The 25,445-nt window shown below is 68.1% G+C and carries 27 protein-coding genes and 2 rRNA genes; 18 read left to right on the top strand and 11 right to left on the bottom strand.

Annotated features, from left to right (window positions below; genetic code table 11):
• From BLV57_RS41185 to BLV57_RS41170, 4 genes are all read left to right on the top strand, one after another.
• Nucleotides 1-158: ribosomal RNA gene (locus BLV57_RS41185) — 23S ribosomal RNA — on the top strand; the annotation flags it as partial.
• A gap of 86 nt (nt 159-244) precedes the next feature.
• Nucleotides 245-361 (top strand): 5S ribosomal RNA (rrf, locus tag BLV57_RS41180).
• Between the two features lie 473 nt (nt 362-834).
• On the top strand, nt 835-1,515 hold the full coding sequence (locus tag BLV57_RS41175) for a glycoside hydrolase family 18 protein (RefSeq protein WP_091299816.1): 681 nt from the start codon (nt 835-837) through the stop codon (nt 1,513-1,515).
• A gap of 45 nt (nt 1,516-1,560) precedes the next feature.
• Nucleotides 1,561-2,646, top strand: a complete 1,086-nt coding sequence (locus BLV57_RS41170) for a helix-turn-helix domain-containing protein (protein ID WP_091299813.1) — start codon at nt 1,561-1,563, stop codon at nt 2,644-2,646.
• Here the strand turns inward: BLV57_RS41170 and BLV57_RS41165 are convergent.
• Entirely contained in the window at nt 2,643-2,963 is a 321-nt protein-coding gene (locus BLV57_RS41165; protein WP_091299810.1) for a nucleotide pyrophosphohydrolase, read from the bottom strand. The genes BLV57_RS41170 and BLV57_RS41165 overlap by 4 nt on opposite strands.
• Nucleotides 2,964-3,101: 138 nt before the next feature.
• Between BLV57_RS41165 and BLV57_RS41160 the strand changes: the two genes are divergently transcribed.
• From BLV57_RS41160 to BLV57_RS41145, 4 genes are all read left to right on the top strand, one after another.
• A complete protein-coding gene (locus tag BLV57_RS41160) occupies nt 3,102-3,992 on the top strand; it encodes a nitrate- and nitrite sensing domain-containing protein (protein ID WP_091299808.1) in 891 nt (296 codons plus the stop codon).
• A gap of 80 nt (nt 3,993-4,072) precedes the next feature.
• Nucleotides 4,073-5,425: a tetratricopeptide repeat protein gene (locus tag BLV57_RS41155; protein WP_091299841.1), complete on the top strand. Its 1,353-nt coding sequence runs from the start codon at nt 4,073-4,075 to the stop codon at nt 5,423-5,425.
• A gap of 218 nt (nt 5,426-5,643) precedes the next feature.
• The gene (locus BLV57_RS41150) at nt 5,644-6,858 is read left to right on the top strand and encodes an exonuclease domain-containing protein (RefSeq protein ID WP_091299805.1); all 1,215 of its coding nucleotides are present in this window, start codon (nt 5,644-5,646) and stop codon (nt 6,856-6,858) included.
• A gap of 34 nt (nt 6,859-6,892) precedes the next feature.
• The gene (locus BLV57_RS41145; RefSeq protein WP_091299804.1) at nt 6,893-8,449 is read left to right on the top strand and encodes a DUF1841 family protein; all 1,557 of its coding nucleotides are present in this window, start codon (nt 6,893-6,895) and stop codon (nt 8,447-8,449) included.
• A gap of 3 nt (nt 8,450-8,452) precedes the next feature.
• Here BLV57_RS41145 and BLV57_RS43570 read toward each other — a convergent pair whose 3' ends face one another.
• Complete coding sequence (locus BLV57_RS43570) at nt 8,453-8,611, bottom strand: hypothetical protein (protein WP_176969039.1); 159 nt, start codon at nt 8,609-8,611, stop codon at nt 8,453-8,455.
• A gap of 260 nt (nt 8,612-8,871) precedes the next feature.
• Nucleotides 8,872-9,276 (bottom strand): winged helix-turn-helix transcriptional regulator, encoded by a 405-nt coding sequence (locus tag BLV57_RS41140; RefSeq protein ID WP_091299801.1) that lies wholly within the window; start codon nt 9,274-9,276, stop codon nt 8,872-8,874.
• Nucleotides 9,277-9,343: 67 nt separating this feature from the next.
• On the opposite strand from BLV57_RS41140, the gene BLV57_RS41135 reads away from it, so the two are divergent.
• On the top strand, nt 9,344-10,243 hold the full coding sequence (locus tag BLV57_RS41135; RefSeq protein ID WP_342741241.1) for an NADP-dependent oxidoreductase: 900 nt from the start codon (nt 9,344-9,346) through the stop codon (nt 10,241-10,243).
• A 73-nt stretch (nt 10,244-10,316) separates the two neighbouring features.
• Here BLV57_RS41135 and coaA read toward each other — a convergent pair whose 3' ends face one another.
• Nucleotides 10,317-11,249: a type I pantothenate kinase gene (gene coaA, locus BLV57_RS41130; protein WP_091299799.1), complete on the bottom strand. Its 933-nt coding sequence runs from the start codon at nt 11,247-11,249 to the stop codon at nt 10,317-10,319.
• Nucleotides 11,250-11,354: 105 nt separating this feature from the next.
• A complete protein-coding gene (locus tag BLV57_RS41125; protein WP_091299796.1) occupies nt 11,355-11,960 on the bottom strand; it encodes a macro domain-containing protein in 606 nt (201 codons plus the stop codon).
• 120 nt (nt 11,961-12,080) lie between these two features.
• Here BLV57_RS41125 and pheA point away from each other — a divergent pair, with 120 nt between their 5' ends.
• From pheA to BLV57_RS41110, 3 genes are all read left to right on the top strand, one after another.
• On the top strand, nt 12,081-12,992 hold the full coding sequence (pheA, locus tag BLV57_RS41120; protein ID WP_091299794.1) for a prephenate dehydratase: 912 nt from the start codon (nt 12,081-12,083) through the stop codon (nt 12,990-12,992).
• On the top strand, nt 12,989-13,609 hold the full coding sequence (locus BLV57_RS41115; RefSeq protein ID WP_091299791.1) for a histidine phosphatase family protein: 621 nt from the start codon (nt 12,989-12,991) through the stop codon (nt 13,607-13,609). The genes pheA and BLV57_RS41115 overlap by 4 nt, the downstream gene beginning before the upstream one ends.
• Before the next feature lie 129 nt (nt 13,610-13,738).
• Nucleotides 13,739-14,374 (top strand): DUF4232 domain-containing protein, encoded by a 636-nt coding sequence (locus tag BLV57_RS41110; protein WP_091299789.1) that lies wholly within the window; start codon nt 13,739-13,741, stop codon nt 14,372-14,374.
• Here BLV57_RS41110 and BLV57_RS41105 read toward each other — a convergent pair.
• The 5 genes from BLV57_RS41105 to BLV57_RS41085 all read right to left on the bottom strand — a co-directional run bounded on the left by BLV57_RS41105 (nt 14,371) and on the right by BLV57_RS41085 (nt 18,647).
• Nucleotides 14,371-14,802, bottom strand: coding sequence for a hypothetical protein (locus BLV57_RS41105; protein WP_245757737.1), 432 nt, complete (start codon nt 14,800-14,802; stop codon nt 14,371-14,373). The two genes, BLV57_RS41110 and BLV57_RS41105, sit on opposite strands and share 4 nt — an antisense overlap.
• A 78-nt stretch (nt 14,803-14,880) precedes the next feature.
• Entirely contained in the window at nt 14,881-16,122 is a 1,242-nt protein-coding gene (locus BLV57_RS41100; protein WP_091299785.1) for an MFS transporter, read from the bottom strand.
• A 99-nt stretch (nt 16,123-16,221) separates the two neighbouring features.
• Nucleotides 16,222-17,163 carry an SDR family NAD(P)-dependent oxidoreductase gene (locus tag BLV57_RS41095; protein ID WP_091299783.1) on the bottom strand — a complete coding sequence of 314 codons (942 nt, stop codon included), beginning with the start codon at nt 17,161-17,163 and terminating at the stop codon, nt 16,222-16,224.
• Between the two features lie 133 nt (nt 17,164-17,296).
• Nucleotides 17,297-17,647 (bottom strand): metallopeptidase family protein, encoded by a 351-nt coding sequence (locus BLV57_RS41090; protein ID WP_091299781.1) that lies wholly within the window; start codon nt 17,645-17,647, stop codon nt 17,297-17,299.
• Nucleotides 17,648-17,651: 4 nt separating this feature from the next.
• The gene (locus tag BLV57_RS41085; protein ID WP_091299779.1) at nt 17,652-18,647 is read right to left on the bottom strand and encodes a septum formation family protein; all 996 of its coding nucleotides are present in this window, start codon (nt 18,645-18,647) and stop codon (nt 17,652-17,654) included.
• Between the two features lie 146 nt (nt 18,648-18,793).
• On the opposite strand from BLV57_RS41085, the gene BLV57_RS41080 reads away from it, so the two are divergent.
• The 6 genes from BLV57_RS41080 to BLV57_RS41055 all read left to right on the top strand — a co-directional run bounded on the left by BLV57_RS41080 (nt 18,794) and on the right by BLV57_RS41055 (nt 24,249).
• A complete protein-coding gene (locus BLV57_RS41080) occupies nt 18,794-19,342 on the top strand; it encodes a hypothetical protein (RefSeq protein WP_091299777.1) in 549 nt (182 codons plus the stop codon).
• The gene (locus BLV57_RS41075; RefSeq protein ID WP_091299775.1) at nt 19,343-20,509 is read left to right on the top strand and encodes a glutathionylspermidine synthase family protein; all 1,167 of its coding nucleotides are present in this window, start codon (nt 19,343-19,345) and stop codon (nt 20,507-20,509) included.
• Nucleotides 20,510-20,556: 47 nt separating this feature from the next.
• The gene (locus BLV57_RS41070) at nt 20,557-21,009 is read left to right on the top strand and encodes a DUF350 domain-containing protein (protein ID WP_091299773.1); all 453 of its coding nucleotides are present in this window, start codon (nt 20,557-20,559) and stop codon (nt 21,007-21,009) included.
• Nucleotides 21,010-21,025: 16 nt separating this feature from the next.
• Entirely contained in the window at nt 21,026-21,913 is an 888-nt protein-coding gene (locus tag BLV57_RS41065; protein ID WP_091299771.1) for a haloalkane dehalogenase, read from the top strand.
• A gap of 67 nt (nt 21,914-21,980) precedes the next feature.
• Entirely contained in the window at nt 21,981-23,246 is a 1,266-nt protein-coding gene (gene serS, locus BLV57_RS41060) for a serine--tRNA ligase (protein WP_091299769.1), read from the top strand.
• Between the two features lie 25 nt (nt 23,247-23,271).
• Nucleotides 23,272-24,249, top strand: a complete 978-nt coding sequence (locus BLV57_RS41055; RefSeq protein ID WP_176969037.1) for a DUF3558 family protein — start codon at nt 23,272-23,274, stop codon at nt 24,247-24,249.
• Here the strand turns inward: BLV57_RS41055 and lhgO are convergent.
• A complete protein-coding gene (gene lhgO / locus BLV57_RS41050) occupies nt 24,246-25,433 on the bottom strand; it encodes an L-2-hydroxyglutarate oxidase (protein ID WP_091299764.1) in 1,188 nt (395 codons plus the stop codon). The two genes, BLV57_RS41055 and lhgO, sit on opposite strands and share 4 nt — an antisense overlap.
• Between the last annotated feature and the right edge of the window lie 12 nt (nt 25,434-25,445).

The following is a 25,445-nucleotide window of genomic DNA, read 5'->3' as shown; positions in this document are numbered from 1 at the left end:
GAAGGCATCTAAGCGGGAAGCCTGTTCCAAGATGAGGTATCCCACCCCCTTTGAGGGGTTAAGGCCCCCAACAGACCATTGGGTTGATAGGCCAGAAATGGACGCACAGTAATGTGTTATCGAGTTGACTGGTACTAATAGGCCGAGGGCTTGCCCACAAAAATGCTTCGCATCCACTCTACAGCTCTGAAACCCCACACCGAGCTGGCTCACGGGCCAGTGCAGTGTGAGTGTTTCGTAGTGTTTCGGTGGTTATAGCGCCAGGGAAACGCCCGGTCCCATTCCGAACCCGGAAGCTAAGCCTGGTAGCGCCGATGGTACTGCAACCGAAGGGTTGTGGGAGAGTAGGACGCCGCCGAACTCAACATAAAACCCGGCCCCGGTCGAGAACCCCAGGTTCTCCCGGGGCCGGGCCTTTTTCATGCCCGCGTAGCGCCCGGCCTGACCGCGGCGCCCGGGCGCGTCGTCCATCTGTGCACGCGCGTCGTCCATCCAGGAACGCGCGTCGTCCGGCTGTGCACGCGTGTCGTCCGGCCGTGCACGCGCGTCGTCCATCCACGAACGCCGTGTCCCACACCCGGGCACCTCGTGTCGACCACTCCGGCACCCCATGCCGAACGCTCGGGCACCCCATGCCGACCCAAGACCGGTCTTTGCCGCTCCCGCACGAGTCTTTGCCGGTCCCGTACGGGTGTTTGCCCTTCGGGTACGGGTGTTTGCCGGTCACGTACGTACCTGGCGGCGGCCGACGGAGGCGACACGCCGGCCTTCGCTTATGAGATCGGGACCGCATTTGCGGTAAGATTGTCATAACCGCCATGGAGGGGGAAGCCGATGTCCGCGTTGCCTGGCGAGCTGCTGCCCGATTTCGTCTCTGACGCCTACCACGGGACCGCCGCCGTCGATGCCGGGCTGGCGAGGCTCGGTCTCAGGCGGGAAGACCTCTACGTCGCCGTGCGCAAGGGCGTCGAGGAACGCGGGCTGGTCACCGAGTTCGACCCGAGTACCGCGGACGGGTTGCGGGACTGGATGGCCAGGGTTCGGGAGCTGCGCCGTCTTTACCACCGCAAGGGGTGGACGCCGGAGAACCGGGCCAACGCCCCGTTCATGGTGAGCCCGGACGGGGACGTCTACGTCGGGGTCATGCAGGGCAACGAGCACACCGGCAATCCCGACGGCAGGCTGGAGAGCTACCACGAGATCGGCTCGGTCAACGCGAACCTGACCGCGCACAACGACCTCGTCGGGATGGCCATCCCGGGGATCGACGAGTACCTCGGGCTGGGCAAGGCCGAGGTCGCGAAGACCTGGTTCGTGGTCACGCGGTACGAAGAAGACAAGACCGGCGAACGGCGGGTGCACCTCGAGGTGTCGCAGCCCGCGCCGACGAGCCAGGGGCAGAAGATCACTTCGTGGGCGAAGCGGTTGTGCCTGGAGCCGATCGGGTTCAAGCCGGTGGTGCGGGTGGATACCCCGGCCAGGGAAGGAGCGCTCGTCACCGTTGAGATGCGCTGACCCCGACGCGCGGCGGCGGAGCAGGCGAAGAACAATGGCGGGATCATGGTTACCCCCGAGCGGATCACGCTGGCCCGTAAGCGGCGCAGCCTCACCGTTGCCGAGTTGGCGCGGCGGCTGGACGTCAGCGCGCAGAGCGTGACCAACTACGAGCGTGGCAGGCAGCAACCCAGTACCGGGACGCTGCGCCGGCTGGCTTTGGTGCTGGGCTTTCCCGAGGCTTTCTTCATGGCGCCTCCCGGCGAAGAGGTGCCTGAGACGGCCGTCGCCTTCCGTGCGCGGAGCAAGCTGAGCCTGGGGAAGCGGGCTTCCGCGGTCAGTGCCGGGGTGCTGGCGGTCGAGTTCAACACTTGGCTCGAGGAGACTTTTCGGCTACCTGAGCCGGATCTGCCCACTCTCGACCACCCGGACCCCGAGACCGCCGCTGAGATGACGCGGGCGCGGTGGGGCTTGGGGAACGAGCCGATCCCGAATGTCATCCACCTGCTCGAAGCGCATGGGGTGCGGGTGTTCTCGCTCGCGACCGAGCACTCGGAGGTCGACGCCTTCTCGTTCTGGCAGGCGAGTACGCCCTTCGTCTTCCTGAACACGGGCAAGACGCCGGAACGCAGCCGGTTCGACGCTGCCCACGAACTCGGGCACCTCGTCATGCATGCCGGGGCGCGGGAGTCGCGTGGGCCTGAGGCGGAACAGCAGGCCAATGCGTTCGCCGGGGCCTTCCTGATGCCGGAGTCGAGCGTGCGGGCGCGGATGCCGCAGGCGCCGTTGATCGACCAGATCCTTGAGGGCAAACAGATCTGGCGGGTTTCCGCGCTCGCGCTCACGTACCGGCTGCACGAACTCGACATGCTCAGCGACTGGCAATACCGGTCGGCGTGCGTTGAGCTGAGCAGGCTCGGCTATCGCAAGGGCGAGCCGGAGGGGATTCCCGGCGAGACCTCGCAACTGCTGACCAAGGTCTTCGCCGCGCTGCGGGAAAACGGCAAGAGCGTGCATGACGTCGCCGCGGAACTGCGGCTCGGGTCGCACGATCTCTCCGGGATGATGTTCGGGCTTGTCGTCGCGGCCGTCTCGACGCGACACCAGCCGCAGCCTTCACCGCCGGGGCGGCCGCGGTTGACCGTCGTTTAGCGCTCCAGGGCGGGGAAACGCAGTTCGTTGCGGTCGATCTTGGCGTTGGCGGCCGCGAACAGGTCGAGACCGAGCACGTCTGCCAGGCGTACCAAGTAGAGAGTCACGTCGGCGATCTCGTCGAGGACGTTCGCCTCCAGCGCGGGGTCGTCGCGCCAGGCCTTGGCTTCGTCCGGGGTGAGCCATTGGAACAGCGACGTCAGTTCGCCTACCTCGCCGGACAAGGCCATGACCAGGTTCTTCGGCGTGTGGTACGGCTCCCAGTCGCGGGCGGCGGCGAAGTCGCGGAGGCGCTGGATGAGGTCTTCGAGGGTCACTTGGCCAGTATGGCGAACCCGTTCCGTGACGGTCACCCAGTGCAAACGGCCGTATGGCGGACACGCGTTGACGTGCAAATTGCAGATTGCATAGCGTGAGAGGTGGTCGGGGCCGCTCATGGAAGGAGCTGGGCCGACTTGAGGTATGCCGAGACGCTGCGTAGCCGGGTGACGGTGCTCGTGCCCACCGTTGCCTTGGTGCTGGTCGCCATTGTGGTCGCCGGGCTGCTCGTCCGGCAGGCCGCGCAGGTGCGGAACTTCGCTGAGCAGGGTGTGCTGGCGGCGAGTGAGGCGTCGCGATTCATTACGGCGCAACAGGATTCGCGGACGGTCGCGGTGCGGGCCGGACGGTCGGGCGCCGAGTTCAACCAGGCCATCGATGGGGCGATCGGCAAGCTCGAAGGGTTCGCGCGTGATGCGCCGAACGCGCGGCTGGCCGTTGAGCAGGTGACGGCCGTACAGCTGCTGCGGGCCACCGACGGGATGTTCCGGACCGATGTGCTGGCGGCCGCCGGGTCGGTGCCCGCGCGGGAAAGCCGGGAATATGCCTCGCAAATCGGCATTTACCACGCGAATCTCGACGCGGCGGGCGGGAAGCTCAGTGCTTATGGGACCGAGCTCTACACCGAGTTGATCAGCAGTGAAAGCTGGAGCCGGGTGACCGCCGTCGAGTACGCGCTGGTCACCGGCGGGACGCCGCCGATCGCCGACGCCGACTGGCGGGCGGCGGCGCGGGATGTCGGGGATCGGCTGTCCGCCCTGTACACACAGCAAAGTACTTATGCGACTCAGCTCGCTGTCGACAGTGGACGGCGCACGCTGACCGGAGCACTTGCCGCGGGGGCGGCGATTTTGATCTTGGCCACCTTGGCTTTCTGCCTCGCGACGCGGCTGACCGGGCGGATACGGGGACCGGTGCTGAGGCCGCCGGCGACGCCGCTTTCGTTACGGGCCGCGCGGTCGTCCACGGTGGCTCCACCGGACACTCGCACTGTGCAAGCCGTGCTGGAGGGGCTGCGCCACCGGTGACTTTACGTAGCATATTAGGCCGAAAAGACTACGCGGTTGGCCCACACGCCCGGTTGCGGCGGTGCGGCAAAATGGCCGAGATGAGTTCGACGACGGATCTGCGCGGGTATTTGCGCACCTTGGACGCGGAAACGCTGATCGAGCTCCTTCATGCCCAAGCGGGCCGGGACCCCGAGCTCCGGCGTGCGCTCGAGCTGAAGGCGGGCACGCAGGGTGGCGATGTCGCCGAGGCGCATCGGCTGCTCGACACCGCGGCCGTCGGTGGCAGCTTCGAGTACGCGGCCAAGGTCGGGTCCGTATTGGACACACTGCAGCGCCTGCTCGACGCGGGCAGCCGCGCGGACCTGGCGCCGCTCGCCCGGCGCACGGTCGACGACATCAGCCGGGTGCTCGAGCAGATCGACGACTACTCGGGCGTGGTCTACGACGAGCTCGAACGGGCCGTCGACCTCTACGCGCGTGCGTGCGTGGCGCATCCGCCGGACGTGAACGGGCTCGCCGACTGGATCCTGCGGATCGAGTTCGGTGACCGCGACTGGCCGGAGATCGAGCTGGCCGACTTCGCGCAGGCGTTGGGCGACAAGGGCATCGCGCGTATCAAGTCCACTGTGGACAAGATGATCGCCGACGGTGTCGACGATCACCGGCTGGCCACGGCCGAGCGGCTCAGGGAGGACATCGCCGAGATCTCCGGCGATGTCGACGCGCTCGTCGCCATCCTCTCGGCGAAACCGCCTCGGCTGGACATCAGCCTCAAGATCGTCCGGGTGCTGCGCGGCGCCGGGCGGCATGCCGAGGCCATCGCGCACGCGGCCAAGGCGCTCGCCCACGACAAGGGACCGTCGCGGGCTCCGGTGGTCGACGAGCTGGCCGGCGCGTACCAGGAGGCCGGGCAGGCCGATGAGGCGCTTACTTTGCGTCGCACCGAGTTCGACCGTAAGCCATCGCATGCTGCCTACCTGGCCTTGCGTGAAGCGGCCATCGAGCGTGGGCAGTGGCCCTCGCAGAAGCGTGCGGCGTTGTCGTTGCTGCGGGAGCGGGCCGACGAGGACGCGGCCGTCGCCGACGAGCTCGTCCGCGTGCTGCTGACCGAGGAACGGCCGGACGAGGCTTGGCGGGTTTCCACCCGGTACGGCGGCTCGCTGGAACTGCGGCTCGAACTCGCCGAACAGCGCGAACAAGATCATCCGGTCGAGGTGATCCCGGTTTACAAGATTCATGTCGATGAATTGATCGCGCATAAAGATCCTTTTTCCTACCGCGAAGCGGCCAAACAGCTGCGCAAACTCCGGACTTTGCACAAACGGGCGGACAGTGCTGAGGAATTCAGCTCGTACCTGGCCGAGCTGGTGGAAACTCACAAACGCAAGACCCGTTTGCTGGCCGAGGTGCGCAACGCGAGAATCGCGCTGCCCAAGGTGGTTCGGGCGTAACTTCCGCGGGGTCCCGTCGTTTATCCCATCGAGCTCGTCCCGCGTTAAGCCGGGGCGACGGACGATTCGGGATCCCTGCTCGAATCCAGGCGACCGCGCCCGCCTGAAAACCCGTCGCCCCGGCGTTCGCGTTTTCCCGGCGAGTCCTCCCGGAAATGCTGATCGGATACGGCAAGCTGTCACGTGCTTTCGTTACGTGACACCGTGGAGGACACAGCATGGCGGGCTACGCCGTCGTCGACCTCGAAACGACCGGGCTTGATTCCACCCGCCGGGATCGCATCGTCGAATTGTCCGTGGTGCACGTTTCACCGACCGGGGAAATCACCGGCCAGTGGGAAACGCTGATCAATCCACGCCGGGACCTCGGCCCGCAGCGGATCCATCGCGTGACCGCCGCGCAGATCCTGCGCGCGCCGACGTTCGACCAGGTCGCGGGCGAGCTCGCCCGGCTACTGGCCGGCCGGGTCGTGGTCGCGCACAACCTCCGCTTCGACGGCGGTTTCCTCGCTTCCGAGTACGCGCGCCACGGCTACCGCGTCCCGCTCGGGCCCCATGTCGGCATGTGCACGATGCAGCTGGGCCAGCGCTATCTGCCCGGCGCCGGACGGAGTCTCGCCGACTGCTGCGCCGCGTTCGGCATCACCATCGAGGACGCGCACCGGGCCAGCGCCGACGCGTTCGCCACCGCGCGGCTGCTCGGCGGCTACCTGCGCATGGACCCCGAAGGACCGCGCTGGCGGCAAGAACTCGAACTCGCGGCCGAGCACCCGTGGCCCGCGTTCACCGTTGACGAGGCGCCGTGGATGGCCAGGGAGCACGCCGAGGCCAGGGACGAGCACTTCCTCGCCAGGCTGGTGGAAAACCTGCCGACCACGCACGCCGACGGCGAGCAGACGGCCTACCTCGCTTCACTCGATCAGGCACTCTTGGACCGGCACATCTCGGTCGCCGAGGCCGACGCGCTGGTCACCATCGCCGCCGAACTCGGCATCGACCGGATCACCGCGACCGGCCTGCACCGCGCCTACCTCGGTCAGCTGGCCACCGCCGCGCTCGTCGACGGCCGGGTCACCACCGCCGAGCTCGCCGATCTCCGCCAGGTCGGTGACCTGCTCGGACTCACCGTCTACGACGTCGACCACGCCCTGCGTGACGCCCCGCGTGGCCGTCCGCCGGTGATCGAGCGGTTCGTGCTCGAGCGCGGGGACCGGGTGGTGTTCACCGGCGAGATGAGCCAGCCGCGCCCCGACTGGGAGCAGCGCGCGCTCGACGCGGGCCTCAACGTGCACCCCGCCGTCACGAAGAAGGTGAAACTGCTGGTCGCGGCCGACCCCGACACGCTGTCCGGCAAAGGCCGGAAGGCGCGGGACTACGGCATTCCGGTGATCACCGAGGACGCGTTCGCCGGCATGCTCGATCGGGGTCTTTGACGGCCGGGAAATCCGCGATGGAAGCATGTGCGACATGAGCCCGGTGAGTCGTGTGCGCAAGAGGGTTTCCGAGCCCGAGCCGCAGAGTGTGAACGGTCTTTTCAAGGACATCCTCAAGGACTTCGCGTCCGTCGGCACCGAGCCGGACCCGCTGGAAGTCGAGCTGCTGACCTCCGAGGTGACCGGGCAGTGGTGGGATTTCCCGCTCGAAGAGGACGAGTCGCCGATCAGCCTGGAGCTGATCACCTTCGCGAGCCGCAAGATCACCCCCGGCGCCGCCGCGCTGCTGGCCGCGCTCAAGGTGCTCGCCGAGACCGAGGAAGAGCGCGAGGAGGCCGCGTCCGCACTGGAAACCGTGCTGGGCCGCGGTATCCCGGCGCCGGACTGGGCCGACACGCTCGGCCAGGTCACCCTCGGCGAATGCGTCGCGAGCCGTGACGTCTACGGCGACGAGACCTCGCTGCTGTGCACCTTCAGCTACGGCGAGGCCAAGCACGGCCTGCTCGCGCTGCTGGACTTCACCGACGGCGGCCGTGTGCGCGACGTCGTCGTGGTCGACGCGCCCGACGAGGTGCTCGCCGACATGCGCAAGCAGGCGGCCGAGGACGGCGACCTGGTCACGATCGTCGACGTCGAGCCCGCGCGGGCGCACCAGCTGCTGGCCGACGGGTTCGCGACCACGGACGCGATCGAGGAGCCCGACGTCAGCGAGGACTTCGCCCGGTTCCGCACGCTCGCGCTGGCGCGGCTGCGTGCCTTCCCCGAGCCCGCCGAGTCGCCCGAGCTGCAGGAGCTGACCGACGAGGCACGCGACGAGGTCGTCGCCGAGTTCCTCGCGGCCGAGCACGAGGTCGAGGACAACGAGGCGACCCGCGCGGTCGCGCGGCTGCTCGTCGACTACGGCTGCGAGTACGAGCCGGTCAACCCGCTGCGGGTCGGGCCGGAGAAGCTCGCGCGGTTCCTCGAGACGCTGCTGGACGGCGAGTTCGAGCTCGACGAGGAGTACGAGCCGGTGCTCGGCGACGTGCTGCTCGCCTGGGCGGGCTGGGGCGCGGACCGCGCCGGCGTGCCGGACGCCGCCAAGCTGGCGCTGCTCAGCGCGGTCGCGGACTACCTGGAGGAGTTCGGGCAGGACGACGACTCGCTCGCCGATGTCTACCTCGACGGCACCGAGGAGTTCGCGGACCAGGAGGAGCTGGCCGCGACCATCGAGCGCCGCATGTTCGCCATCCCCTCGGTCTACACCGAGATCGGCGACGAGGAGCTCGAGCTGGAGCCCACCGACCCCGAGCAGCGCAGGCTGCTGGTGATCGGCGAGCACCCGGAGTACCACGAGGCACTGGCGGCCGAGGAGTTCGACGGTGAGCCGCGGATGCAGCTCGCGCTGAAGACGGCCGTGGTGGATCAGCTCTGGGACAACGAGCCTGCCGAGGTCTGGGAGGCGGCGTCGAGGCTCTCCGAAAGCGGGGCGGAGCGCGACGACGTGCTCGAGCGGCTGACCGAGGTGCTCGCGAAGCAGCTTCAGCCCGCTGGGACCGACGAGCTGGCCTTCGACCTCGACGAGTACCGCAAGGCACTCACCCAGATGTGACGGCTAACCGACCGGCGGACTGGCCTCCCTGACATCGGTGGCCTTCCGCCGTCGGTCACCGAACGCATCGTCCAGGTCGACCACGAAGGCGCCCAGCGCCATGGCGATCAAGAGCGCCATGCCGAGCAGCGCGCCGATCCAAGTCAGGATGAGTGAAAACATTTCTGGCCTCCCCGCAGGTCAGGAGTGGTTGGAACTGACTTAAGCGTGGCTCCCGTCAACCCCTACTGGTATCGGCCAAGCGGTTACAGCTGCGCAGCGTTGCTCGGCCGATCGGCCGACACCCCGGATACCGAGTGGTCGCGGTCAGCGACGAGCACCGGCCGGAACCGGTTCCACTCACCGGGACGGCCTAGTTCAGCTCCTCAAGGCTGTGACGAGCGCCCCTCATGGAACTTCTGACGTTCCACGAGGGGCGTTCGTTACGACGGGTCCGGCCGCGCGTCGAAAGCGGCCCGCGAGCCGAGGATCTCGGGCACATGGTGCTCCGACCATTCGCCGATCGCGTTGAGTAGTTGTCCGGCGTCGACGCCGAGCGGGGTGAGCGTGTATTCGACCCGCGGCGGGACGGTCGGGTAGACCTTCCTGGCGGCGAGCCCGTCGCGCTCCAGCGCGCGCAAGGTCTGCGTGAGCATCTTCTGCGTGATCCCCGTGAGCCTGCGGCGGAGCTCGTTGAACCGCATCGGCCCGTCGTGCTGGCGCAGCGCCGAGACCACCAGCAGCGTCCACTTGTTGGCGAGTACGTCGAGCACGGTCCTGGCCGGGCAGTCCTCGAGATAGGAATCCACCCAGCTCTTGTCTGGCTGCAGGTGGCGGACGGTATCCATAAGGTACCTGGATATCAAAAAGGTGCCTTCTTCACAAGAGTGACTGCTGCGCAAGAGGATTGACCTCATGAAGATGCGAGCAGTCAGTCAGTCCGTTTTCGGGGGTCCCGAGGTGCTGGAGATGGTCGAGGTCGACCGTCCGGCGCCCGGTGCCGGGGAAGTGCTGGTCAAGGTGCACGCGGTCGCGGTCAATCCGGCGGACTGGAAGCTCCGGTCCGGGTTGATCCCGCGGTTGGGTCAGCCGCCGTTCACGCTCGGCTGCGATGTCTCGGGCGTCGTCGAGGCGACCGGGCCGGGCGCGGAAAAGTTCGAGGCCGGTGACGAGGTGTTCGGGATGCTGCTTTCGCGGGCGGGCGCGTACGCCGAGTACGTGGTGCTCGCGCAGGACTCACTCGCGCGTAAGCCGAAGAGTTTCGATCACGTGCACGCCGCCGCGTTGCCGGTCGCCGCGCTGACCGCGTGGCAGGGTCTCGCGAAACTGCGGTCGGGTGAGCGCGTGCTGATCCACGCGGCGGCGGGCGGAGTCGGCCACCTGGCCGTTCAGTTCGCGCGCGAACGCGGCGCCACGGTCATCGGCACCGCGCGGGCCATCAAGCACGATTTCCTCCGCGGCCTCGGCGCCGATGAGCTGATCGACTACACGACCGAGGACTTCACCGCGATCGAGCCGGTCGACCTCGTGCTCGACCTGGTCGGCGGTGACGTGGCCGATCGGTCGATCAAGCTGATCAAGCCGGGCGGCACGTTCGTGGACGCGCTCGGCTCCGAGCACCTCGCGGGCGAGCCCGGCTACTTCCGGCTGTTCGTCGAGTCGAACGGGGACGAGCTGGCGAAGATCGCCGAGCTGGTCGACGCGGGCACCGTCAAGGTCCACGTCGAGCGGGTGCTGCCGCTGGACGAGGTCGCCGAGGCGCACCGGCTGGTCGAGAGCGGCCGGACCACGGGGAAGATCGTGCTGACCGTCTGAGCAGTGGGCAGAACGGGATAAAGCGGGCTTTATCCCGGGAAAAGCACCGGGATAAAGCCCGCTTTATCCCGTTCTAGAGCTTGCGGAGGCGGACTCGGTTGATCGAGTGGTCGCAGTCCTTGCGCAGCACCAGCGTCGCGCGCGGCCGGGTGGGCTTGATGTTGTCCACCAGGTTCGGCTCGTTGATGGTGCGCCAGAGGTGCCGCGCCTCGGCGCGGGCCTCGTCGTCCGGCAGGCCTGCGAAGTGGTGGAAGTGCGAGGCCGGGTCCGCGAACGCGGTGTGCCGCAGCTTGAGGAACCGCTCGATGTACCAGCGCTCGATGTCGGCGCTGTTCGCGTCGACGTAGATCGAGAAGTCGAACAGGTCGGAGACGGTCAGCCTCGGGCCGGGCTGCAGCACGTTCAAACCCTCGATGATGAGGATGTCCGGCCGCTGCACCACCTGCTCCTCACCAGGCAGGATGTCGTACGCCAGGTGCGAGTACACTGGCGCGCTGACCCGCTCGGAGCCCGACTTCACGTCGGTCACGAAGCGCAGCAGCGCGCGGCGGTCGTAGCTCTCCGGGAAACCCTTGCGGTGCATGATCCCGCGGCGCATCAGCTCGGCGCGTGGGTAGAGGAACCCGTCGGTGGTGACCAGGTCGACGCGGGGGTGGTCCGGCCAGCGGGCCAGCAGCGTGCGCAGGATGCGCGCGGTGGTCGACTTGCCGACCGCGACGCTCCCGGCGATGCCGATCACGTACGGGACCTTGGTGTCCTTGCTGTCTTCGCCGAGGAAGGTGGTGGTGGCCTCGTACAGGCGCTGCCTGGCGGCGACCTGCAGGTTGATCAGCCGGGAAAGGGGGAGGTAGACCTCGGCCACCTCGGCCAGGTCGACCTGCTCACCGAGGCCGCGCAGGCGCAGCAGCTCATCGGCGGTCAGCGGCAGCGGGGTCGAGCTACGCAGCTCGCGCCACTGTTCACGGTGAAGCTCCACATAGGGACTGAGCTCACGAACCCGCGGCATTCGCATCTCCTGCCGTTTGCGTACAACTGCGTAACGCCGTACCAACGGTAGGCCAGACGACGCGCAAACGCGCTGTGATGTAGTCCACCCCTTATACGGGTGGCGTCAGCGGGCGGAAAAGACCTCTTCCCAGGCAGCCGCTACCTGGCGTGCGCAGGTCTGGGGTGCGACGCCCCCGACGCCGGTACCCAAACCGGGCATCGCGATGGTATCGACGGCCTGGCGTACATCAAGTCCCTGCTCGAGCTGGCCGTCGCGCCATTTCAAAAAGACCGCGCGCGCCGCGAGATAGGGGTGCACGGTGTCGTCCGGCAGGCGCTCGCCGGGCCGTCGCATGGTCGGCGCGCTGATGAGCCACGCCGGCGCGGTCTCGCCTGTGGGAACGACCACAGCCTCGCCGACCGGCAGTTCACCGCCGTGGAAATGCAGCACCGCGCTGCGGACGTTCTGCTCGACACCCGGGTAGGCGCGGGCGTAGACCGCGTCGATGCCGCCGCGCATCCAGCCGAGCGAGTTGGCCGGGCTGACCACGGCCTGTGCGACCACGTCGAGCACCGACCCGCGGTGTACCCGGACGGATCCGTCCACTGTGTCCGGTACGGATTCCCAGGCGCGGGCTAGCGGTTCATCGACGGCGCACAGCACCAGCTCCGGAGTCCGGGAGGAAAGCCGCTGCTCCCGGCCGGTGTGTGTGCCCGATTCGGCGGTCACGGCACCAGCATGTCAAAAAACGCCACCGCTGGTAACCGTTTGGCCTACCGGCTGTCCGAGTGAAAGTGCCCACTGTGTCCGAGTGAAACACCCCACGGTGGAGGTGACTAGCCTGGCGGGGTGTCACGGATCGCCTACTTCGGCCCACAAGGAACGTTCACCGAGCAGGCCGCGCGCGCACTAGCCGCACCCGGCGACGAACTCGTGCCCGCGGTGACCATCCGCGCCGCGCTGGCCATGGTCCGCGAAGGCGCGGCCGACGGCGCCTGCGTGCCGGTGGAGAACTCGGTCGAGGGCGCGATCACGCCGACGCTCGACGGGCTCAACGAAGGCTCCCCGCTGGTCGCCGTGGCCGAATGGCTGCTGCCGGTCCACTTCAGCATCCTGGTGCGCCCCGGCACGACCGAGGTCAAGACCGTCGCCAGCTACCCGCCCGCGCTCTCGCAGGTGCGGCTCTGGCTGGAGGAGAACCTGCCGGACGCGCGCCAGATCGCGACCTCGTCGACCGCCGCGGCCGCCGTCGCGGTGGACGCGGGCGAGGTCGACGCGGCGGTCTGCGCGCCGGTCGCCGCCGAGCACTATCCACTGGAGGTGCTGGCCACCGGGGTCGCCGACCTGCGTGACGCGCAGACGAGGTTCCTGCTGTTCAAGCAGCCTGGTGAGGTTCCGGCGCCGACCGGCGCCGACCGGACCTCGATCATCGCGTCCACTCCGAACCGGACGGGCACGCTCGCTGAACTGCTCACCGAGCTGGCTTTCCGGGGCATCAACCTGACCAAACTGGACGCCAGGCCGACGCGGAACAACTTCGGCGAGTACCACTTCTTCATCGACTTCGAGGGCCACATCGCGGAGCCGCGCATCGGCGATGCGCTGGCCGCGCTGCGGCGCCGGTGCTCGAACGTTCGCTTCCTCGGCTCGCATCCGCGTGCCGATGGCGTCGCGGCCACGGTCCAGCCCGACGCGGGCAACGAGGACTTCGACCAGGCGGCCTCCTGGGTCGAGGCCGTCCGGAAGGGAGATCTTGCGTGAGGCTGTTCCTGATCCGGCACGGGCAGACCATCGGAAACGTGCGCGGCGCACTCGACACGCAGCTGCCGGGCCCGCCGCTCACCGACCTCGGCCAGGAGCAGGCCAACGCGCTGGTCGACACGCTGAGCGGCGAGCCGATCGTCGCGATCTACGCGTCGCAGGCCGTCCGCGCGCAGCAGACCGCGGCGCCGCTGGCCGCCGCGCTCGGTCATGAGGTCCAGGTGATCGAGGGGGTCAAGGAGGTCGCGGCCGGCGATCTCGAAGGCGCGACCGACCCCGAGTCCACCCACCTGTACCTGCAGGTCGCCCACAGCTGGCTGCAAGGCGACCTCGGCGTGCGGATGCCGGGCGGCGAGAGCGGCGAAGAGGTCCAGACCCGGATGCTCACGGCCATCGGCGACCTGCGTGCGAAACATGAGGAGACCGACCCAGAAGGCGTCGTCGTGCTGGTCAGTCATGGTGGCGCGATGCGGCTGACCGGCGAATGGCTGGCGGGCAACGTCGGACCGGAGATCGCGGACAAGGGCTTCATCCCGAACACCGGCATCATCGTCTTCGAAGCGATCGCCGACGGCGGCTGGCACTGCCACAGCTGGGCCGGTCTCCCGCTCGACTAGCACGCGGGCGCACGGACGATTACTTTTTGTGCGGTGGGGAATTCACCAGGTAGAGGGAACAGGTGCAACCCGGACACGGGCTGGACGTCTACCCAGTAGTTCCTCACCAGCACAGGGAGGCGAAAGACCATGGTGCGAACCAAAGTCACGCGCGTCGGGATGGTCGCGGGATCGGTGGCGCTGGCCGCCGCGCTCGCCGCCTGCGGGAACAGTCCGTCGAACAACCCGGCCGCACCGCCGTCGTCCAGTCCCGCTCCATCCTCTCCGTCCTCATCGGAGAGCCCGTCCAGCTCCGCCGCGCCTACGTCGACCGTGCAACAGGCGGCGCCCAAGCCCGATGACGGGCTCTGCAAGGCCAAGGACGTGCAGCTCAGCCTCGGCACCGGGGACGGGGCCGCCGGCACGGTGTACCGGCCGCTGCTGATCAAGAACGTCAGCGGGAAGCCGTGCACGATCCAGGGCTTCCCCGGCATCTCCTACGTCGCGGGCGAGGACGGCCACCAGGTCGGCAAGGACGCGTTCCGCGACGGCACCAAGGGCGAGGCCGTCACCCTCGCGAACGGCCAGTCCGCCGCCGCCGACATCGGGTTCGTCCAGGTGCGCAACTTCGACCCTGGCGCCTGCCGTCCGACCGAGGTCAAGGGACTGCGCGTCTACCTGCCGCAGGAAACCGCGTCGAACTTCGTCCCGGCACCCGGAACCGGTTGTGCCGGCAAGGAAATCCCGGGCAACCAGCTGACCGTCAAGACCGTGCACAAGGCCTAAATGCGCGCGCAGAGCTGCTTGGCCTGCTCCAAATGCTTGTGCCCGGCGGTCTCGTTGAAGTGCAGGCTGATCACCATGCGGCTCACCGCGTCGACATGGTTGGACAGCTCCTGGTAGTTCTTGTTCGCCTCGGCCGCGGCGGCCGCGAGCTCGCGCGCCGCCGTGACCTGGTGAATAAGCCCTGGCGCCAGCAGACTCGTCTGCGAACGGCTGATGGTCACCGGTAGTTCGCCCATCCGGTCCAGGGTTTCGCAGGCGGCCTTGGCGTCGTCGATCGCGCCCGCGCTCGACGCGGAAGCTCCCCACAGCACGGCCAAGATCCCGCTGCCGATCGCGAAACCGATTACCCCGGCCAAAACCAGTGGTCTTCGGGAAGCCGGGACCTCATCCGGAGCCATATCGGTCTCCGGAGCGGCGGCAACGTCCATGGTGCGCCTCCCTGCTGCAGGGTCGGCTGATATTTCAGCACCAAAACGCCCGTAATTCATCGGGCCGATCGCACTAATTCACGGTTGTGCGCAGGCTGTTACCGGACGGACGTCCAGCGAAAACGTCCGTAACGCCGTCGCGGAAAACCCGCCGATGCCGATCAGCAGCACGCCGGAGACGAGAAAAGTCGCGCTCGACGTGCCGAGCGCGCGGGTCAGCAGTCCGCCGAGCAGCGCGCCGACCGGCACCGCGCCCCAGACGACCGTGCGCCAGACACCGAGCACCCGGCCGAGGAACTCGCTGGGCACCACCGAATGCCGGACCGTGCCGAGCACGACGTTGACCGCCACGATCGCCGCGGCGAACAGGCCGAACAACGTCGCCGACACCACGGGCTGGGTGATCAGGCCCATTCCGCCGATGCCGAGTCCGCAGCAGACGATCCCGCTGCTCAGCACCGAGCCGCGGCTGGTCCGCTTGATCAGTTTCGGCGCCACCGCGGCACCGGCGAGCCCGCCGACGCCGCCGATGAGCGCGAAGAAGCCGAAGGTCGCTTCGCTCAGCTTCGCGTCCTCGAGCGCGTAGAGCACCAGTTGTGCTTGCGCCAGCTCGGAAGTGAGGCTGACCAGTCCGGCGATGACCACCAGCCGCAGCATCAGCCGATGCCGGACGAGCCAGCCGATGCCCTCGGCGAGATCCGCGCGCAGCCGCGTCGGCTCGGCGTTCGTCTTGCCGCGGTACGAGCCTGCCAGCGCGATCAGCAGCCCGGCCGCCAAGGCGAAACCGGCCGAGTTGAGCAGGAACGGGAAGACCGCGAACAGCGCGAACGTCGCGCTGCCGATCGGCCCGCCGAGGAACGTCTGCCCGACGATCTCGCAGGCCTGGAGCTTGCTGTTGGCGCTCTCCAGCCGGTCGTGGTCGACGACGGCCGGGATGAGCACGTTGGCCGCGCTGTCGGCGAGGGTCTCCGCGGTGCCGATCAGCAACGCCGCCACGTAGACGACCGCGATCGTCACGCCGCCGGTGGACACGAGCACGGCCATCGCGCCGACGATCAGCGCCCGCGCGAGGTTGGCGTAGATCATCGCCTTGCGACGGTCGATCCGGTCGACCAGCGCGCCCGCGACCAGCGCGAACAGCAGCCACGGCAGGAACTGGGTCGCCGACAGCCCGGCGATGAGCACGGGGTCACGGGTCAGCGTGGCGGCGAGCAAGGGGAACGCCACCTTGCCGATGCCGTCGCCGAGATTGGAGACCGCGCTCGACGACAGCAACCAAAGAAGTCTTCGGTCCGTCCCGGAGTTCACGGCTTCGCTCATTGTGCCTCCCCAGCACGAGTCGGAGTCGTTCACTGACTGTGCGTTAGGCTACCGTAGAATGTCTCTCAGCGTGGTTGAGTCTTCACTACGAGTTTCCGATCATGTTCCTGCGGTGTTTTCCTCGCAGAAAGCCCACAAATTGGCGCGCTGGGCTGCGGATTCCTTAGTCCACGGGAAATAGTGCTCCGGCCGGGGTGCCCGATCGTGCCAGAACAGGCCGGTCTCCCGTGCGGCTTCCGGTGCGGATGCCAGCCACACCACGGTGTCGGCGCCCTCGTCGGCGTCCCGCAGCAGCGGTCCCATGACGGTCGCGAACCCGGGCAGCGAGTCGCTGACCCCTGGCGTCGCCGCCCAGCCCGGATGCATGCTGTGGACGGTGATCCCGTCACCCTTGAGCCGTTCGGCCCACTGGCTCGCGAGCACCACCTGCATCCGCTTGGTCCTGGAGTAGGCGGTCGCGCCGCGGTACTTCCCTTGGCGGAACTGAGGATCTTGGTCGTAGAGCTTCTGGCTGTACATCCCGCCCGAGCTGACGAAGATGACCCGGCCCTTGGCCCTGATCAACGCGGGCACCAGCATTCCGGTCAGCAGAAACGGCCCGAGCACATGCGTGGCGAGCGTGACTTCGTTGCCCTCGCGCGTCTCCTGCCTGCTCGGCGGCAGCACCCCGGCGTTGTGCACGAGCGCGTCGAGCGTGTCGTGCCTGGCCACGAACTCGGTCGCGAACTCCCTGACGGTGTCCACAAGGGACATATCGCAGAGTTCGACGTGGATCTCGGCGTCGGGGAACCTGGCCGCCAGCTCCTCTTTGGCCTGTTGCCCCTTGGCGAGATCCCGCACTCCCAGGTGAACCGTCGCCCCGAGCTCCGCGAACTTCGTCGCGGCCGCGCGTCCTAGCCCGCTGTTCGCCCCGGTCACCAGTACCCGCTTGCCCCGCATGCTCTCCAGCGGCGCCCAGCCCTTGCTGCGCAGTCGATAGCCGAGCTTGGTGTAACCCGGGACGAGCGTCCGGTCGGCCAGGGTGTCCAGAAGCTTGAGCATCGCCCCACCCTGTCATCCGCCGCCCGCCTAGGCGAGGTTCGTTTCCCGAAAGTGGCTTTTGTCAGGTGTCATACCCCGAAAGCCACTTTTGTCAGATAAGACCTGACGAAAGCCACTTTCGGGCTTCGCTGGGTCAGCCCCAGCCGAGCTCGTGGAGGCGGGCGTCGTCGATGCCGAAGTGGTGCCCGATCTCGTGCAGGACGGTGATCAGGATTTCCTCGACCACCTCGTCCTCGGACTCGCACATGCCGAGGATGGGTTCGCGGTAGATGGAGATGCGGTCCGGCAGGACGCCGCCGTAGTCCGTGCGGCGCTCGGTCAGCGCGATCCCGTGGTACAGCCCCAAGATCGACGGCTCTTCCTCGTTGAACTCCTCGACCAGCACGACCACGTTGTCCATCGCGCGGGCGAAGTCGGGCGGGAGCTCGTCGAGTGCCTCCGACACCAGTTCCTCGAACCGGCGGCGCGTCATCTCCACGGGCATCGGGTCAGCCGCCGCTGGTCGGCGTCGGCGAGGCCGAGGACGCGTCAGGCGGGGCGTCGCCCTGCGGGCCGCCCTTGACGCTGCCGGTCACCGCGGCGAGCCCGCTGCCGTCTTCGAGCTTCGCGGCGACCTTGCAGTTGACCAGCGTCGAGCCCGCGTCCCAGCTTTCGGTCTCGCGGGTGTCCCAGGTGAGGATGAGCTTCTTCTCGCCGAGGTCGGCGCCGCCGGTGTAGTCGGCGGCGGCCTTGGTGCACTCGGTGTCCAGCCAGGTCTTCTGGTCGTCCTGCGACGGGTAGCTGTCCGGGAACTTCGTCTTCAGGTCGAGCTTGGCGATGATCTCATACGAGTGCTCGCGCGCGCAGTCGGTCGGGTCGCCGAAGGTCTTGCCGGTCAGCGCGAGGCACGTGCCCGGCTCCCAGACCAGTGACTGCTGCTGGTCCTTCGCCGAGCCGGTCAGCTTCTGCAGCGAGCCGCCGGGTCCTGTCCACTGCAGACCGCAGCGGAGCTGGCGGTCGCCCGCCGTCCACTGCGCCGCCGTCGGGCGCAGGATGTTGACCGTGAACTTGCCGTACGGGTCGAGCGGCTTGCCGAGGTAGTTCTTCGCGTTGCCCGTGCAGTGCTCCTGGGCGATGCGCTCCCAGGTCGGGATGTCCGGGGTCGGCGCGCCCTTCGGGTACTGGCCGCCGATGTCCTCGACGCTGGTGACCTCGAACAGGTGCGGCTCGCCGCACGGCACGATGTGCACGTCGGCGGCGTCCTTCTGCTTCCAGTTGAGGCAACTGCCCGCCGGAGACTTGAACGCCTCCTCCGCGGCGGGCGACAGCTTGCCGCCGCCCGGTCCTGTCCCGCTGCCGCCTGCGGCGTCATCGGTCCACGAGAACGCGACATTGAGCCCGAGTGCGATCAGCGCGCCGACGAACGCACCCGCCATGACCAGGCGAGTACGCACCGCTTGCAGCGCGATCCTCGGGGAGCGAAACCGTCCAGGCTCTTGAGACATCTACTCCATGATGCCCGCGTTGCTCGCACATCGCGCGAGCCGGGTGACTAGTGTTGATGTGACTTCATGCGATTTGGGAGCGTTCGATGACGGATGACCAGAGCTACGGGGGACAGCAACCGCCCGAACCACCTCGGCGGGGGTCCATGCGTTTTCAGGACGAGAACACTCAGGTGCGGCCGCCGACGCTGGCCGAGCAGCGCGCCCGCCAGCAGGCGCTCGCCCAGGAACAGCAGAACGAGCAGGAAGTTCAGGTCGCCGAGGGCAAGTCGGCGACCAAGCGGAAGATCCTGATCGGCAGCGGTGTGACGGTCGGCCTGGTCGGGCTGATCGCGACCTTCTACTCGGTCGCGGCGCCGCGCGGCAGTGTCACCGCGGTCTGCACGGACAACAGCGGCATCGTCCGTGACGACAACGACTGCGACGAGACCTACGTGTCGAGTCACGGCGGCTACCACTCCGGTGGCTTCTTCTTCATCCCGATCCCCGGCGGCGGTGGTTACAACCAGTACCGCTACAACTACGGCGGGCAGGGCCTGGTCGGGCAGCCGGTGCGCGGCGGCTCGTACGACGCGCCGTCCGGCCGGACGACCGTGAACACCAAATCCGGCAAGACCGTCCAGCGCGGCGGGTTCGGCATCAGTGGCAAGAGCAGCAGTGGCAGCGGCACCAGCGGCAAGAGCGGGGGCTCGTAAGTGCGTAGGGATTCCAGTACCCCTCGGCGGGACTGGCAGCGGATCGTCGAAGAACAGGGCCTGATTTTCGGCACTCCCGCGCGCTATGGCACCGGGCAGGCACGGCCGTATTGGGACGAGTCGGTCCACTATGTCTTCGAGATGGACGAGATCCTCTCGGTCGAGGCGGACGTCGAGGTGCTGCATTCGATGTGCCTCGACGCGGTCGAGCACGTCGTGCTGACCGAGCGCTACCGCGACTTCGGCATCCCCGAGTGGGTGTGGCCGCACATCGCGGAGTCGTGGCGCCGCCAGGACCCGCACACCTACGGCCGCTTCGACCTGCGCTACGACGGCAAGAGCCCGGCGAAGCTGCTGGAGTACAACGCCGACACGCCGACCTCGCTGCTCGAGGCCGCCGTCGTGCAGTGGCACTGGAAGACCGACGTCTTCCCCGACGACGACCAGTGGAACTCCATCCACGAGAAGCTGGTCGAGCGCTGGGGCGAGGTCGGCGAGCGGCTGCCGTCGAAGGAGCTGCACTTCACCTGGTCGACGGCCGACCCGACCGGCGAGGACCACGTCACCACCGCGTACCTGCAGGAGACGGCCGCCGAGGCCGGGCTCGACACGGTCGGCCTCGCCATCGAGGAGCTCGGCTGGGACCCCGTGCTGCGGCGGTTCGTCGACCTCGAAGAGGCGCCGATCAACACGGTCGTGAAGCTCTACCCCTGGGAGTGGCTGGTCGAGGAGGAGTTCGGCAAGTTCGCCGTCGAGTCACTGCCCGCGACGCTCTGGGTCGAGCCGCTGTGGAAGATGCTGCTCTCCAACAAGGCGCTGCTGGCGATCCTCTGGGAGAACTACCCGGGGCACCCGAACCTGCTCCCCGCGTTCCTGGACGACCCCGGCCTGCTCACCGAGTACGTGCGCAAGCCGAAGCTGGGCCGTGAGGGCGCGAACGTGTCGATCGTGGCCCCCGGCTATGAGACGCAGACCGGTGGCGTCTACGGCGCGGAAGGGTTCGTCTACCAGGCGTTCGACCCGCTGCCGGAGTTCAACGGCTTCCGGCCGGCGCTGGGCGCATGGGTGGTTGGCGACAACGCGGCCGGGCTCGGCATCAGGGAAACAGCTGGTCTCGTTACCGATGACGGTGCCGCATTTGTCCCACATAGGATCCCCGAGTCGTGATAGAAGCATCACCGTCCACTTGAGACCTGAATGACCGGGAGATCCCAGTGCACACCACCCTCGCGTTGTCCGAGAACTTCGGTGGCAACCTCGTCCGGGGCATCGGCGCGATCCTGCTGTACGGCGTGGTCGGGCTGATCTTGATGTTCGCCGGGTTCTGGGCGATCGACTGGACCACTCCCGGCAAGCTCGCGAAGCTGATCACCCGCGGCCTGCCGAACGCGGTCATCGTGACCGCCTCCGGGATGCTCTCGATGGCGTTCATCATCGTGGTGGCGATCGCGAACTCGGCCAGCGACCTGACCGAGGGCCTGATCACCTCGCTGGTCTACGGCCTGATCGGGATCGTGGTCCAGGTGCTCGCCGTGCGGCTGCTGGAGTGGGCGACCCGCATCGACGTCGGCTCGACGATCGAGAGCGAGCAGTTCGCGCCGGCCAGCATCGTGGTGGCCGCCGTGCACATCGCGCTCGGTCTCGTGGTGGCCGTCGCGATCTCCTGACACTACCGTCGGGTAGGTGAAACTTCTCCGCACGCCGGACGACCGGTTCACCGACCTGACCGACTTTCCCTACGACCCGCACTACGTCGATCTCTCCGACGGGGTGCGGGTCGCTTACGTCGAGGCCGGTGAAGGTCCACCGGTGTTGCTGCTGCACGGCGAGCCCAGCTGGTCCTACCTCTATCGCACGATGATCCCGGTGCTGGCCGCGGCCGGGTTCCGCGCCATCGCGCCGGATCTCGTCGGCTTCGGCCGCTCCGACAAGCCGGTGTCGACCGGCGACCACAGCTACGAGCGTCACGTCGGCTGGATGCGTGAGCTGGCGTTCGACGTGCTCGACCTGCACGACGTGACCCTGGTCGGTCAGGACTGGGGCGGGCTGATCGGGCTGCGCCTGGTCGCCGAGAACGCCGACCGGTTCGCCGCGGTCGTCGCCGCGAACACCGGGCTGCCGACCGGCGACACGCGGATGCCGGACGTCTGGTGGTCGTTCCGCGAGGCCGTCGAAAAGGCGCCGGTGCTCGACATCGGCCGGTTCGTGCAGTCCGGCTGCCGGACGAAGCTGGCCCCCGAGGTGCTGGCCGCCTACAACGCGCCGTTCCCGAACGAGACGTACAAGTCAGGCCCGCGCGCGATGCCTGGCCTGGTGCCGAACAGCCCCGACGACCCGGCGTCCGAGGCGAACCGCGCCGCGTGGGCGACGCTGACCAAGCTGGATCTGCCGTTCCTGTGCGCGTTCTCCGACAGCGACCCGATCACCGGTCCGATGTCGCCGATCCTGCAGCGGGTGATGGCGGGCGCCGCTGGCCTCGAGCATCCCGTCATCGCGGATGCGGGGCACTTTCTCCAGGAAGACGCAGGTGTGGCGCTCGCGGAGGCAGTGGTCCGCTTCAGGACGGGATAAAGCGGGCTTTATCCCGGGGAAAGCGCCCGGGATAAAGCCCGCTTTATCCCCGAGTAACCTAGCCCGCGTGATTGACCCCAGGACTCTGCGCGAAGACCCGGATGCCGTGCGCGCCTCGCAGCGCGCGCGTGGTGAGGACGAGGGAGTGGTCGACAAGCTGCTCTCCCTCGACACCAAGCGGCGGTCCGCGATCGCGTCCGCCGACAAGCTGCGCGCCGAGCAACGGTCGCTGGGCAAGCTCGTCGGCAAGTCCAAGGGGGAGGAGCGCGAGGCGCTGCTGGCCAAGGGCAAGGAGCTTTCCGCGCAGGTCAAGGCCGCAGAGGCCGAGCAGACGCAGGCGTCCGAGGAGTTCGAGGCGCTGCACCGCCTGGTGCCGAACCTCGTTCACCTCGACGTGCCCGAAGGCGGCGAGGACGACTACGTGGTCCTCAAGACCGTCGGCGAGCCGACGAAGTTCGACTTCACCCCGCGCGATCACCTCGAGCTCATGGAAGGCCTCAAGGCCGTCGACATGGAGCGCGGCGCCAAGGTGTCGGGCTCGCGGTTCTACTTCCTCACCGGCATCGGCGCCCAGCTGCAGCTCGGGCTGCTGAACATGGCCGTCGCGCAGGCCGTCGAGAACGGCTTCGTCCCGATGATCACCCCGTCGCTGGTGCGGCCGGAGATCATGGCAGGCACCGGTTTCCTCGGCGCGCACGCGTCGGAGGTGTACAGCCTGCGTGACGACGACCTGTACCTGGTCGGCACGTCGGAGGTGCCGCTCGCCGGGTTCCACGCCGACGAGATCCTGGACCTCAAGGATGGTCCGATGCGGTACGCGGGCTGGTCGTCCTGCTACCGCCGCGAAGCCGGTTCGTACGGCAAGGACACCCGCGGCATCATCCGCGTGCACCAGTTCGACAAGGTCGAGATGTTCGTCTACGCCAAGCCGGAGGACGCTGAGGCGGAGCACGCCCGGCTGCTCGACTGGGAAGAGCAGATGCTCGCCAAGATCGAGGTGCCCTACCGGATCATCGACACGGCGGCAGGCGACCTCGGCACCTCGGCCTCGCGCAAGTACGACAGCGAGGCGTGGATCCCGACGCAGGACGCGTACCGCGAGCTGACCTCGACCTCGAACTGCACCACGTTCCAGGCACGCAGGCTCGGCATCCGCTACCGCGACGAGAACGGCAAGCCGCAGACCGTCGCGACGCTCAACGGCACGCTGGCGACCACCCGCTGGATCGTCGCGATCCTCGAGAACCACCAGCAGGAAGACGGTTCCGTGCGCGTGCCGGAGGCGCTGCGCCCGTTCATCGGCGGCAAAGAAATCCTTTCGCCAGTGCGTTAAGCGTTACTGCGTTAGGGTGCATCGCGTGAAGATCAAGCTGGCAGCGGCACTCGCGGGACTGACGCTTTTGGCGGCCTGCACCACCACGGTCGTCGGTTCCGCGAAGCCGAAGCCGGGCCAGGGCCCGATCGAACAGGTCACGGATCCCTGCTCGCTGCTGACGGCCGAGCAGGCGAAGGCGGTGGGCGTCAGTCCGCAGGGCAAGTTCACGAAGGCCGACAAGGCACGCAAGCTGCCGCCCAGCTGCGACTTCAAGGGCCCCAACGGCACGTCCGACGGCGTGACCGTGACCTGGAGCGTGGACATCACCGTTGACCAGTACTACAACGGCGCCCAGGTCGCCGAGGAGCTCCAGTTCGGCGGCCTGAAGTGGACGCACTACAAGAACCCGTTCGGCGACGCGTTCTGCTCGCTGATGACCAGGACCGAAGGCGGTTTCGTCGAACTGCTCGGCACCAACCTCACGGCGCCGGAGAAGTCCTGCGACGTCGCCAAGGCCGCCGCGCCACTGGTCTCGTCGCACCTGGGCGGCACGCCTGTCACGTCCTTGCCGAGTCCTTCGACTTCGGCATCCGCGCCGCCGAGCCCGCTCGCCAATGTCAAGGCGTGCGACATGCTCAAGCCGGATCAGCTCACGGCGCTCGGGCTCACCTCGGCTGGCATGGAAGAGCTCGGCAAGACCAAGCCGGAGCAGCCGGGCTGCGAGTGGCCGGACACCGACGGCGATCGCAAGCAGAAGCCGCTCGATCTTTGGTTCGGGCTCACGAAGCCCGCCAAGGAATGGCCGTATCTCGACAAGGGCGGCGAGGCGGTCGACGCGGGCGGCAAGAAGTGGACCCTCTTCTCCGACCCCGGCGAGGACGGCGTCAGCTGCTACGCCTCGCTCGAGGTCAGCCCGACCTCGTCGGTGATGCTCACCAGCGGATACCTCGACGACAAGGCCAAGATCTGCGACCTGGTCAAGGCCGCGATCCCCGTCGTCACCCCGAATCTGCCGAGCTAAGCGACCTGATCGGCGACGTGCTTCGCGATCTCCAGCGCGCTCGTCGCGGCCGGTGACGGCGCGTTGAGCACGTGCACCTGGTGCGGCGCCGTCTCGATGAGGAAGTCGTCGACGAGCGCGCCGTTCGGCAGCAGCGCCTGCGCACGCACGCCGGAGCCGTGGCGCACGATGTCCTCCGGCTGCACGGCGGGCACGAGCCGGGCGAGACTCTTCGCGAAGCGCTTCTTCGAGAACGAGCGGCGCACCTCGTCGAGCCCGGTCGGGTAGGCGTACTTGCGCGCCAGCCGCCAAAGCCCGGGGAAACGCGCGACCTCGGCGAGGTCCTTCGCGGAGATGTCGCCCCAGCCGTAGCCCTCACGGCTCAGCGCGAGCACCGCGTTCGGGCCGGCGTGCACACTGCCGTCGAGCATGCGGGTGAGGTGGACGCCGAGGAACGGCAGCGACGCGTTGGGCACCGGATAGATGAGGCCGCGCACCAGGTTCCGGCGCTCCGGCTTGAGTTCGTAGTACTCGCCGCGGAACGGCACGATCCGCGCGGACGGGGTCAGCCCGGCGAGCCTGGCGACCCGGTCCGACTGCAGGCCCGCGCAGTTGACCAGCGCGTCGGCGCGGATCACGTCGTCACCCGTGGCCACCTCGACCCCGCGGTCGGTCGACCGGATGGCGAGCGCGGGGGTGCTCAGCCGCAGGTCGGCGCCGGTCTCGTCGAGCAGCCGGACCAGCGCGGCGCAGACGGCGGGGAAGTCGATGATGCCGGTGGACTCCACCCGCAGCGCCCCGACACAGGAGACCTCGGGCTCGTACGCGCGAGCCTCGCTCGGCGAGATCAGCTTCGCGGGCACGCCGTTGGCTTCCGCGCGGTCCGCCAGCACCTGCAACGCAGGAAGCTCGTCGTCGCTGGTGGCGACGACGAGCTTTCCGCAAACCTCGACCGGAACCCCGTAGAGCCTGGCGAAGTCCACTATGGATCGGTTGCCCGCGGTGGACATCCTGGCCTTGAAGGAGCCGGGCTTGTAGTACAGCCCGGCGTGGACCACGTTCGAGTTGTGCCCGGTCTGGTGGGCCGCCCAGTGGTCTTCCTTCTCCAGCACGGTCACGTCCGTGCCGCGCCTGGTCAGTTCCCAGGCCACGGCCAGTCCGAGTATCCCGCCGCCGATCACCACGACATCACTTGCGCTACGCACGATCGATCAGAT

Origin of the sequence: Amycolatopsis xylanica (assembly GCF_900107045.1) — a bacterium.
In the GTDB taxonomy this organism is placed as follows: Bacteria; Actinomycetota; Actinomycetes; order Mycobacteriales; family Pseudonocardiaceae; genus Amycolatopsis; species Amycolatopsis xylanica.
Note: the sequence above shows the minus strand (reverse complement) of the source record. Positions and strands in the feature narration are given on the sequence as shown.

What these genes read in the sequence shown, in the direction of transcription:
- BLV57_RS41175 (WP_091299816.1), top strand. Translation starts at nt 835, where the DNA reads ATGTCCGCGTTGCCTGGCGAGCTGCTGCCCGATTTCGTCTCTGACGCC.
- BLV57_RS41170 (WP_091299813.1), top strand. Translation starts at nt 1,561, where the DNA reads ATGGTTACCCCCGAGCGGATCACGCTGGCCCGTAAGCGGCGCAGCCTC.
- BLV57_RS41155 (WP_091299841.1), top strand. Translation starts at nt 4,073, where the DNA reads ATGAGTTCGACGACGGATCTGCGCGGGTATTTGCGCACCTTGGACGCG.
- BLV57_RS41150 (WP_091299805.1), top strand. Translation starts at nt 5,644, where the DNA reads ATGGCGGGCTACGCCGTCGTCGACCTCGAAACGACCGGGCTTGATTCC.
- BLV57_RS41145 (WP_091299804.1), top strand. Translation starts at nt 6,893, where the DNA reads ATGAGCCCGGTGAGTCGTGTGCGCAAGAGGGTTTCCGAGCCCGAGCCG.
- BLV57_RS43570 (WP_176969039.1), bottom strand. Translation starts at nt 8,611, where the DNA reads ATGTTTTCACTCATCCTGACTTGGATCGGCGCGCTGCTCGGCATGGCG.
- BLV57_RS41140 (WP_091299801.1), bottom strand. Translation starts at nt 9,276, where the DNA reads ATGGATACCGTCCGCCACCTGCAGCCAGACAAGAGCTGGGTGGATTCC.
- BLV57_RS41135 (WP_342741241.1), top strand. Translation starts at nt 9,344, where the DNA reads ATGAAGATGCGAGCAGTCAGTCAGTCCGTTTTCGGGGGTCCCGAGGTG.
- coaA (WP_091299799.1), bottom strand. Translation starts at nt 11,249, where the DNA reads ATGCCGCGGGTTCGTGAGCTCAGTCCCTATGTGGAGCTTCACCGTGAA.
- BLV57_RS41110 (WP_091299789.1), top strand. Translation starts at nt 13,739, where the DNA reads ATGGTGCGAACCAAAGTCACGCGCGTCGGGATGGTCGCGGGATCGGTG.
- BLV57_RS41105 (WP_245757737.1), bottom strand. Translation starts at nt 14,802, where the DNA reads ATGGACGTTGCCGCCGCTCCGGAGACCGATATGGCTCCGGATGAGGTC.
- BLV57_RS41100 (WP_091299785.1), bottom strand. Translation starts at nt 16,122, where the DNA reads ATGAGCGAAGCCGTGAACTCCGGGACGGACCGAAGACTTCTTTGGTTG.
- BLV57_RS41095 (WP_091299783.1), bottom strand. Translation starts at nt 17,163, where the DNA reads ATGCTCAAGCTTCTGGACACCCTGGCCGACCGGACGCTCGTCCCGGGT.
- BLV57_RS41090 (WP_091299781.1), bottom strand. Translation starts at nt 17,647, where the DNA reads ATGCCCGTGGAGATGACGCGCCGCCGGTTCGAGGAACTGGTGTCGGAG.
- BLV57_RS41085 (WP_091299779.1), bottom strand. Translation starts at nt 18,647, where the DNA reads ATGTCTCAAGAGCCTGGACGGTTTCGCTCCCCGAGGATCGCGCTGCAA.
- BLV57_RS41080 (WP_091299777.1), top strand. Translation starts at nt 18,794, where the DNA reads ATGCGTTTTCAGGACGAGAACACTCAGGTGCGGCCGCCGACGCTGGCC.